Here is an 8,995-nt window from a genome sequence, read left to right as displayed (position 1 = left end):
GTGCTTTACTCCACACAATAAAAAGGAGTACATCATGTCGTCACAAACCAGTTCATTTCTGCTTGTTTTATTACCGCTGTTTTGGACTTTAATGTCATGGTTCAGCGGACCAAGAAACACATTTTTTTCAAAGCTTTATATTGAAAGAATAGCAATATGGGGCAGTATTATTCTGTTTGCTATTTCACTTGTTGTTGGCTTTATCGAGAACAACACTGCAAGTGTAAGTACCATGCTGGTTACCCTCTCTCCTTTGAAGTCAGCAGTTATTTTAACGGTAGTAGCAATTGGCGTAATTCTTATGCGCTTCTCGCGCAATTACTTTGTTGGTGAAGCATGCTACCCGCGTTTCTTAAAATGGATGCAACTTACTCTTGCGTCAGTGGTTATTACTATACTAGCTAATCACCTCATTGTTTTCTGGTTTGGCTGGCTGGCAGTAAGTTTGTCGTTGCATAACCTACTGTTATTATATCCCGACCGTCCCCGCGCCATCGTTGCAGCACATAAGAAATTTATTTTAGCCAGAACCTCTGAATTGTTTATGGCCGGCGCATTTGCGTTACTTTACTTGGCTTTTGACACGCTTTACATCAACCAAATTGTCAATGCACTTGTGCAAACCTCGTTAATTAATAGTGACGCACTGAGTAGTACACAACAAGAGTATACTGAGCTTGCGGCTTGTTGTATTGCCATAGCAGCACTCATAAAATGTGCACAACTTCCAGCGCATGGATGGCTAATTAATATTGTTGAAGCGCCAACACCCGTTAGTGCACTACTTCATGCCGGTGTCATTAATTTGGGCGGGTATTTGTTATTAGCTTTTGCCCCACTTATAGCCCTTCATGCTTCTGCGCAATGGATCTTAGCCGTTGGCGCTGGTTTAAGTGTGTTATTTAGTGCGCTCGCCATGACTACGCGCGTAACGGTAAAAGTTCGCTTGGCGTGGTCTACTTCGTCGCAAATGGGTTTAATGTTGGTTGAATGCGCCCTTGGTCTGTATTCTCTTGCGCTTATTCATTTGGTTGCGCACTCTTTCTACAAAGCGTATGCCTTCCTAAATTCTGGTTCAGCGGTATTCGAAGCGCTAGAAGATGATATTAGTGCCCATCGAACGCCACAGTTTGCAGATTGGTTAAATGCACTGTTTGTTACATCACTTATTGTGTTGGCCAGCTTTTCATTTGCCGAATATCAAGGGCCGCTCAGCCCATGGCTGCTTATTACGCTCGCCTTTACCGCCTACATCGCCACACGCACAGCGAATTCAGATCAAACACAGTTGTACGTTCTAGTAGGTATTTCCATTGTGCTCATTAGCTTATATAGCACAGCAAAAGACATGGTAACCCGCTACCTTTTTGCGCATTTCCCCGCGCCAGCTTCTATGTTGTCAACTATCGATATCTGGGTTGTCAGTCTAATTGCCGCGCTTTTTATTATTCACATCGCAATGCAAACCTTCGGGCATAAACCTGCAGTTCAGCAATTTAAACAGTTACTTTTTGCAGGACTTTACCTAGATGAATGGTTCACAAAAATCACCTTGAAAGTGTCGCCTATTTCACTTCGCAAACGCAGTACAACCAAGCAGACCTCAGCGTCGGTTACTCACATTGGAGGCAAGTAATGGCTGTTTTATCGCTCAATACCACTAATTTAGATACTAAACGCCTGTTTCGCGCTGCTAGCGAGGCGTGTGATAGCGTTGCGCCCAACTTTCCATTAGACAAAATGATTGCAGTGAATCCATTTTGGAAGCTAATTGACGCACCTTTTCAGGATGTATCAGCGCGCGTACACGCACTTACTGGAATAAACGCAATTATGCCTGCGTCGCATTGGCTCGACCTTTATAAAGAAGGGGCCATTTCAGACGATGCCGTAAAACACAGTATGGACCTGTACGGCATTAATCTGAATAAAGAGACGTTTCTATCCACCCTATCTGATGATACTCAATCGCCACCTTTACCGCTATTGACCAAACATTTCGACGCTTACCGAGGCGCTAGCGAAATGACATGGGAAGAAGAATGCACATTTCAGATTAGCCAGTTTTGTGCAGCTTATTTTCAGCATGAATCGCCTCTTGTTCAAATAGAAGGAAACTCACCAGCGGACACCTTATATAAGAGCTGGCTAAACGGTTTAAAGCACGACACCGGTATTAGCGTGCTGATGAGCACCAAAAGCCTTAAAGGCATTTTCAAATCTTTGCCAGACACAGTCGATGCACTACTAAGGGAATCTGCAGATGAGCTTGGCCTTGAACCCGTGCGCGCAAAGGATTATTTCTATGCGCTGATTATGAGTATTAATGGCTGGGCGTCGTATGTTGCCTACCGCACCTGGCTGAAAGACAGTAATGAAATGCAAGGGTTGCTCGCTATTCGCTTAGCATGGGAACTTATCATTCATCGCTATTACCAAGCACATCAGCAGGAAAGAGGTCAGCAGGTTAGCATTAGGTGGCAATACTTGCTTAAACAGCTTCCAGCACGTATTGCACAGCATAAAGACAAAGAACTCGCCTTGTGGGTAATGATGTATGCCTATGAATACGAGCAACAGCAGCGCTTGCAGTCTAAACTCATTACGTCATCGCCAGCCCCGCAGCTTACGCCCGACGTACAGGCCATTTTCTGCATTGATGTTCGCTCAGAAGTAATACGTCGCATTTTGGAACTGAAAAGTCCTACGATTAAAACAATGGGCTTTGCAGGCTTCTTTGGAATGCCTATCGCTTATGCTCCTGTAAATACCGATGCAACACGCCCTCAATTACCTGGGCTTTTGTCTCCAAAGCTTACGGTAAAAGAAAAAGATGCCACTTCTCACAGAGCAGAGTTTATTCAGCAGCGTGCCACCTGGCACAAGTGGAGTAAGTCCCCCCTTGGCAGTTTCTCTATGGTTGAATCAGCGGGCTGGTGGTATGCCTTTAAGCTACTGAAAAATACCCTTATGCCATCAAGTAAAGAGAACCCAATTAATACGCTGAGTCATCACAGCGAATGGGAAATCAGTAATGAACGCGGCCTACTTAGTCTAGATGACAAAGTGGCACTTGCTGCAGGTGCCCTCAAAATGATGGGGATGACAAAATTTTCTCCAACGGTATTGCTGGTAGGACACGGTAGCAAATCCCGCAATAACTTACATGCAGCAGGACTAGATTGCGGCGCCTGTGGCGGTCAATCTGGCGAAGTAAACGTGCGAGTATTGGCACAGCTTTTAAACGAAGGTGAAGTGCGCAAAAAGCTCATAAGTATGGGTTACAAGATTGCTGGCAATACTCGCTTCGTGCCAGCACTACACAATACCACTACCGACGATATTGAGTGTTTCGATACGCAAGTACCTGAGAAAGTTAAAAACTTACTTGTTGAAGCCAAGCACCAAGCACAGAAAGAACGGGCTAAGCACTATAGTAAGAATCTACCTTTTGAGTCGGACAAAAAACGTAATCAACGCTTTCAACACCGTGCTTGTGATTGGTCGCAGGTACAGCCTGAATGGGGATTAGCAGGCAACGCCTCTTTTATTATTGGCCCTAGAATTCGCACTCGTGGTCTCGATTTAGAAGGTAAGAGTTTTCTGCACGATTACACATGGCAAATAGATGAAGATAGCGCTGTGCTAGAAACCTTAATGACAGCCCCTATGATTGTTACCAATTGGATAAATAGCCAATACAACGCATCGGTTGCCGACAATCAAAAACTGGGCAGCGGTAACAAAGTGCTTCACAACGCGCTTTTCAACAATATTGGCGTGTTTGAAGGCAATTCGGGTGACCTGCGCATTGGCTTATCTAAACAATCACTGCATAACGGTGAACGTTGGGTACATCAGCCACAGCGACTCAGCGTTTACATTGTCGCGCCTAGCAGCAAGATTTTGCAAATAGTGCAAAAACACCAAATGCTTCAGGACCTCATTAATAATGACTGGCTGTATGTATTTAGCTGGGAAAGTCCCGCTGTTATCGAAAGACTATACAAAGGCAAGTGGTACAAATCCCACGGTTTAAGCATGTAAGTAATGTGTTGTGTGTAGGAGAAGTGACAGGGACGTCTTTTTCTCCTTGCTGTTCAATTTTCCCTCGACTTATGCAGTGTATTTCCTTATAGTGCGCCGGCTTTTACATATTGGTGGCATTCCCATCAGTATCTCCTCTTTAGTTTTACCCTCTGGAAACCTGTTTTGATTACCACTGCAAATATCACCATGCAATTTGGCTCTAAGCCATTATTTGAAAATATTTCTGCTAAATTTGGCAACGGCAACCGATATGGCCTTATTGGCGCAAACGGTTGCGGTAAGTCTACCTTTATGAAAATTTTAAGCGGTAAGCTTACTCCGTCATCAGGAAACGTATCGATGGCGCCAGGTACAAAGCTTGGTATTTTAAGCCAGGATCAATTTGCATTCGAAGAGTTCAGTGTTGTTGACGCGGTGATCATGGGAGACCGTGAGCTATGGGAAGTTAAGCAAGAGCGCGATGCCATATACAGCAAATCTGAGATGAGCGAAGAAGACGGTATGCGTGTTGCGGACCTTGAGACCCAATTTGCAGAAATGGACGGTTACACCGCCGAAGCCCGTGCAGGTGATATTCTTAACTCAGCGGGCATCGATGAAAGCTATCACTTTGGCCTAATGAAGGAAGTTGCACCCGGTAAGAAAGTACGTGTGCTTCTTGCTCAAGCCCTATTCGCCGAGCCTGACATTTTGTTACTCGACGAACCGACCAACAACTTGGATATTTACACCATTAGCTGGCTTGCTGACGAATTAAACAAACGTAAGTCGACAATGCTGATTATTTCGCACGACCGTCACTTCTTAAACTCGGTGTGTACCCACATGGCCGACATCGACTATGGCGAACTGCGCATTTATCCGGGCAACTACGACGATTACATTCAAGCTGCTATGTTAGTGCAAGAGCAGTTGCATGCCGAAAATGCGAAGAAGTCGGCAGAAATCGAGGAGCTCCAAAGTTTCGTAGCGCGATTCTCAGCTAACGCATCAAAAGCAAAGCAAGCAACCTCGCGCGCACGACGTCTTGAAAAAATCGAGTTGGCTGAAGTTAAAGCGTCTAGCCGCCGCAAGCCTTACATTGTATTTAAGCAACATAAAAAACTTCACCGACTTGCGATCACCCTTGAAGAACTTGGTCATAGCTACCCAGACCTACCGCTGTTTGACAATGCAAATTTGCTTCTAGAAGCCGGACAACGTCTAGCCATTATCGGTGAAAATGGCGCGGGTAAAACAACGCTGCTGAAGTGTTTAGTTAACGATATTGAACCTACGTCGGGAAGTTATAAATGGGCTGAAAATGCCGCTATTGGTTACATTCCACAAGACAACGCGAAATATTTCGCCGACGATCTTACGATGTTCGAATGGATGAGCCAGTGGCGCAGTCCAAAGCACGATGACCTTCAAATTAAAGGGATGCTTGGTCGACTGTTATTTACATCTGACGATTTTAACAAACGCGTTCAAGTGTGTTCAGGTGGTGAGAAAAACCGTTTGTTATTTGGCAAGCTAATGCTTGAAGACATTAACGTTTTGGTAATGGACGAGCCTACTAACCACATGGACATGGAATCTATCGAAGCGCTAAATAATGCGCTTTTCAAATTCGATGGCACCGTGATTTTTGTAAGCCACGACAGAGAATTCGTGTCTTCACTTGCAACGCAAGTTATTGAAATAAAAGATCAGAAGCTTAACCACTTCGATGGCAATTACGAAGAATTTTTGGCTCACAAAGAAAACGCCTAAAACCAATATTTGCGTGTGAGGCGACTCTGTTAAGCCTCACACGCTCCTCTTCTTTACCATCTCAGTCAACTGCCTTAAACGCAGCTAGTGTGCGGCAAAGTAATCCGCAGCCACCTCAGCCAAGTCGTTAATATAGTCAGTAATTGCTTGTTTAACGGGAATTAGTTCATCTTGAGTTAGTTCGTCAAAATCACTCGGCGCAAAAAAGCTTTCCAGTTTGAGGTTTTTCGCTTTATCGTTGGTAAGTACTTCAAATTCAGGTAGCGACGATACCTCAATTGGCGTGTCGATGCGTTCAACACTCACAGTAAAGCTTGCCGAAGCAACGTAATTATCGGTCCCTAGAAAGCTTCGGGTGAATAAACCATACCCTTCGCTTCTATGCTCAACACACCCATAAGTACCACATTCTGTCGCCGCTATAGTGGGGGTTTCGTTAACGATAACCACAGCTGACACCCCGGTGCTAACTAGCGCATTTCTTAATGTATCAGCACCATTAAAAAACACTGATTTGTCCTGTTCATTTACGACAAAATTCGTTTTTTCATTCATTGACGATAAAACAGATTTATCAATGCTATCTAGTGTAGCAACGTCAACAACATCATAACCACTACTCGATTCTATTTTGGCCTTAAGCGTATTGAAAATAGTTGATTTAATTTGCCAGTCATACGGGTATTGCTTGGTAAAATTATTAAACGTTGTGGTACCAAGGTGTGTGTGGGTGGGATGCTCACTGACATTGACGAGTATAGCTATTTTTTCAACAGGCACTTTGTGTGAAGGCCGCTGATTGTCACTTATTCCTGAATCGGCGGAAGTATCAGTATCTTGTTTATCGCTTCTAGTGGGGTTAGCGTTAGAAGTATCGTCGCCTTTCACCGCTTCATCAGAAGTATTAACAGCGGGGTCAGTTACGGTGGGAATATCCCTTGAAACGCACCCGACAACCATTAATAACACAAACATAACGCCAATCTGAGAACATAACTTCATTGTGAGTCCTTGTAGTGGTCCCTTTTGTTGCACTATGTCTTTAATACTCTTTTGGTCGCTAAAAGACCACTCGCATTTTGCTCCACACTTGCTTTAATTGGTTACGTTGATCTACCAGCACAAAATCGGCATTTCTCCCCAACGCAATACTGCCAATTTCATTCTCAACGCCCATAAAGTGAGCTGGCGTGGTACTGGCCATTAAGCTGGCTTGTTCAAGTGTTACGTTGCATCCATCAATGGCATTAACTAGCGCAGAATGCATATCTAAACATGAACCTGCCAATGTGCCATCTGGCGTGGTGAGCTTATCTCCCTCACGCACAATTTCGGTATTGAAAAAGGGTATTGTGGTGAGGTCGCTGCCAGCATGTGCCATGGCATCGGTGACTAGCATAGCGCGCTTTTCTCCTTTCACCTTAAGCGCAAGCTCAGCGCTTCTTGGATGAAGGTGAAAGTGATCGATAATAAAACCACAATAGGTTTGGGTATTAAGCAGTGCAGCGCCAACTGCGCCCGGTTCTCGTGACGTTAAGGCTGACATTGCGTTATAAAGGTGGGTAAAGCCCGTCGCCCCAGCATCGATAGCAAGCTGAACCTCATCAAACGTGGCGTTGGTATGGCCTAACGATACTACAACCCCTTCAGACACCATTTCTTTGATAAAACCAACATCGATGGCTTCAGGGGCAACTGTAATCAGTACTCGACCAATATCTTTGCGCGTTATTGTGGCGATCTCTGCATCAGAAGGAGGTCGTATGAAGCGTTCATCGTGTACCCCTTTTTTAGCTCTGCTTAGAAAGGGCCCCTCAAAATGTACGCCTTTAACAATTGCTTTTACACTAGCGACGCCTGATGCCATTACCTCAGCAACAGCGTCTGCAGCCGCTGCCATAGTGTCAGCATTATCAGTAATGATGGTGGGCAACATTGCCGTAGTGCCATAACGCAAATGCGCTAACGCCATGGTTTCAATGTGCGTTACAGACGGCTTGTCATTAAACAAAATACCGCCACCACCATTAACCTGTGTATCAAAAAAACCTGGCAGCAAGCGCCCTTTAAGCACATGCTCACACTCAGCCTTGCTCGCTTCTCGAATGTCGGTGATAACACCATCATTGGTAACAATCGTTTGATTTTGTGCCCAACCATTAGGCAATAATACGGCTTCAACAGTGAGCGTTGATATCATAGCTAGTTAGTCTGTTTCAAAAAATCAATAGCACCTTGCTGGGCGGGCTTTGCAGCATCACACAGCACGCTAGACACGTCTGATGATAAAAATGGTCGATAAACATTTGATAAGCCACCTACAAAACAAATAGGTAACGCCTGCCCTGCTTCACGGTGTAAGGCTTTACCTAATTTTGAAAGGTAGTCACCACCTTGCTCAAGTAGCTTTTTGGCACTTTCACAGCCTTGGGAAAAACTTTCCACAACAATGGGGGCAAGCTGACCATAAGACTCTGCGGTAAACTGTGAGACCTCTTGAATAAGGGTTTGAGGATCGGTGACATCAAAATGAGAGGTTAAACGTTTAAACAGCATACCGCGATTTTCAATGTTATCGAAGGCAAGTAGTGTGTGCCTGATAGCTGATTGGCCTAACCATGCTGCGCTGGCGTTATCGCCTACATTCAAGCCATAGCCACCTTTATCGGCAAAGCGCCCTTTTTGGTAAACGGTACCAGCCGAGCCAGTACCACAAATGATCATCGCGCCGTCTTGCCCGTTGTGCGCGCCAAGGCATGCTGCGTGTAAATCACTCATTACTTCAAGACGAGCGAATGGCATGGGCAGCGAGAGAAAAGCACTTTTCGCTTGTGGAATATTGGCTCCTGCTAACCCTGCTGCAACGGCAATGTCGCCAAGCGCAACATTGACGGTAGATTTTTGAATAGCGTGTTCACTTGCCTGAATAATCGAGGTCAGTGCTTGGGTGGCATTGCTCATAATATTGGCTGGACCTGCTTCACCCGTACCCAATATATTTCCATTGATGTCTTGTAACATTGCACGACAATAGGTGCCGCCGCCATCAATCCCAATTACAAATTCTTGACTCACTTCAATTCCAGATATCACTCAATAGCCGCCCACTTTACCACTGCTTCAATTCAATATCACTGTCATATTTGACCTGCATACTGGGGGCTCTGTCGTTAATTTTTAAAACACCCAC

The 8,995-nt window shown here is 44.8% G+C and carries 6 protein-coding genes; 3 read left to right on the top strand and 3 right to left on the bottom strand.

The genetic code is table 11. The annotated features are described in order from the left end of the window. From LHL20_RS08145 to LHL20_RS08135, 3 genes are all read left to right on the top strand, one after another. A partial coding sequence (locus tag LHL20_RS08145; RefSeq protein ID WP_226432942.1) for an NADH-quinone oxidoreductase subunit L occupies positions 1-1,636 on the top strand: 1,636 nt, incomplete at its 5' end. Next, the gene (locus LHL20_RS08140; protein ID WP_226432941.1) at positions 1,636-4,047 is read left to right on the top strand and encodes a YbcC family protein; all 2,412 of its coding nucleotides are present in this window, start codon (positions 1,636-1,638) and stop codon (positions 4,045-4,047) included. The genes LHL20_RS08145 and LHL20_RS08140, both read left to right, overlap by 1 nt. A gap of 165 nt (positions 4,048-4,212) precedes the next feature. Then, positions 4,213-5,805 carry an ABC-F family ATPase gene (locus LHL20_RS08135; RefSeq protein WP_226432940.1) on the top strand — a complete coding sequence of 531 codons (1,593 nt, stop codon included), beginning with the start codon at positions 4,213-4,215 and terminating at the stop codon, positions 5,803-5,805. Between the two features lie 84 nt (positions 5,806-5,889). On the opposite strand, the gene LHL20_RS08130 is transcribed toward LHL20_RS08135, so the two are convergent. From LHL20_RS08130 to LHL20_RS08120, 3 genes are read right to left on the bottom strand one after another with little or no spacing between them, the layout of a single operon-like run. Continuing rightward, positions 5,890-6,807 (bottom strand): hypothetical protein, encoded by a 918-nt coding sequence (locus tag LHL20_RS08130; RefSeq protein WP_226432939.1) that lies wholly within the window; start codon positions 6,805-6,807, stop codon positions 5,890-5,892. Between the two features lie 58 nt (positions 6,808-6,865). Continuing rightward, positions 6,866-8,005: an N-acetylglucosamine-6-phosphate deacetylase gene (nagA, locus tag LHL20_RS08125; RefSeq protein ID WP_226432938.1), complete on the bottom strand. Its 1,140-nt coding sequence runs from the start codon at positions 8,003-8,005 to the stop codon at positions 6,866-6,868. 2 nt (positions 8,006-8,007) lie between these two features. Beyond that, positions 8,008-8,880 (bottom strand): BadF/BadG/BcrA/BcrD ATPase family protein, encoded by an 873-nt coding sequence (locus LHL20_RS08120; RefSeq protein ID WP_226432937.1) that lies wholly within the window; start codon positions 8,878-8,880, stop codon positions 8,008-8,010. Positions 8,881-8,995: the final 115 nt, after the last annotated feature.

The organism is Alteromonas sp. McT4-15 (assembly GCF_020515205.1).
Classification (GTDB): domain Bacteria; phylum Pseudomonadota; class Gammaproteobacteria; order Enterobacterales; family Alteromonadaceae; genus Alteromonas.
This window is presented reverse-complemented; position numbering and strand designations above follow the sequence as displayed.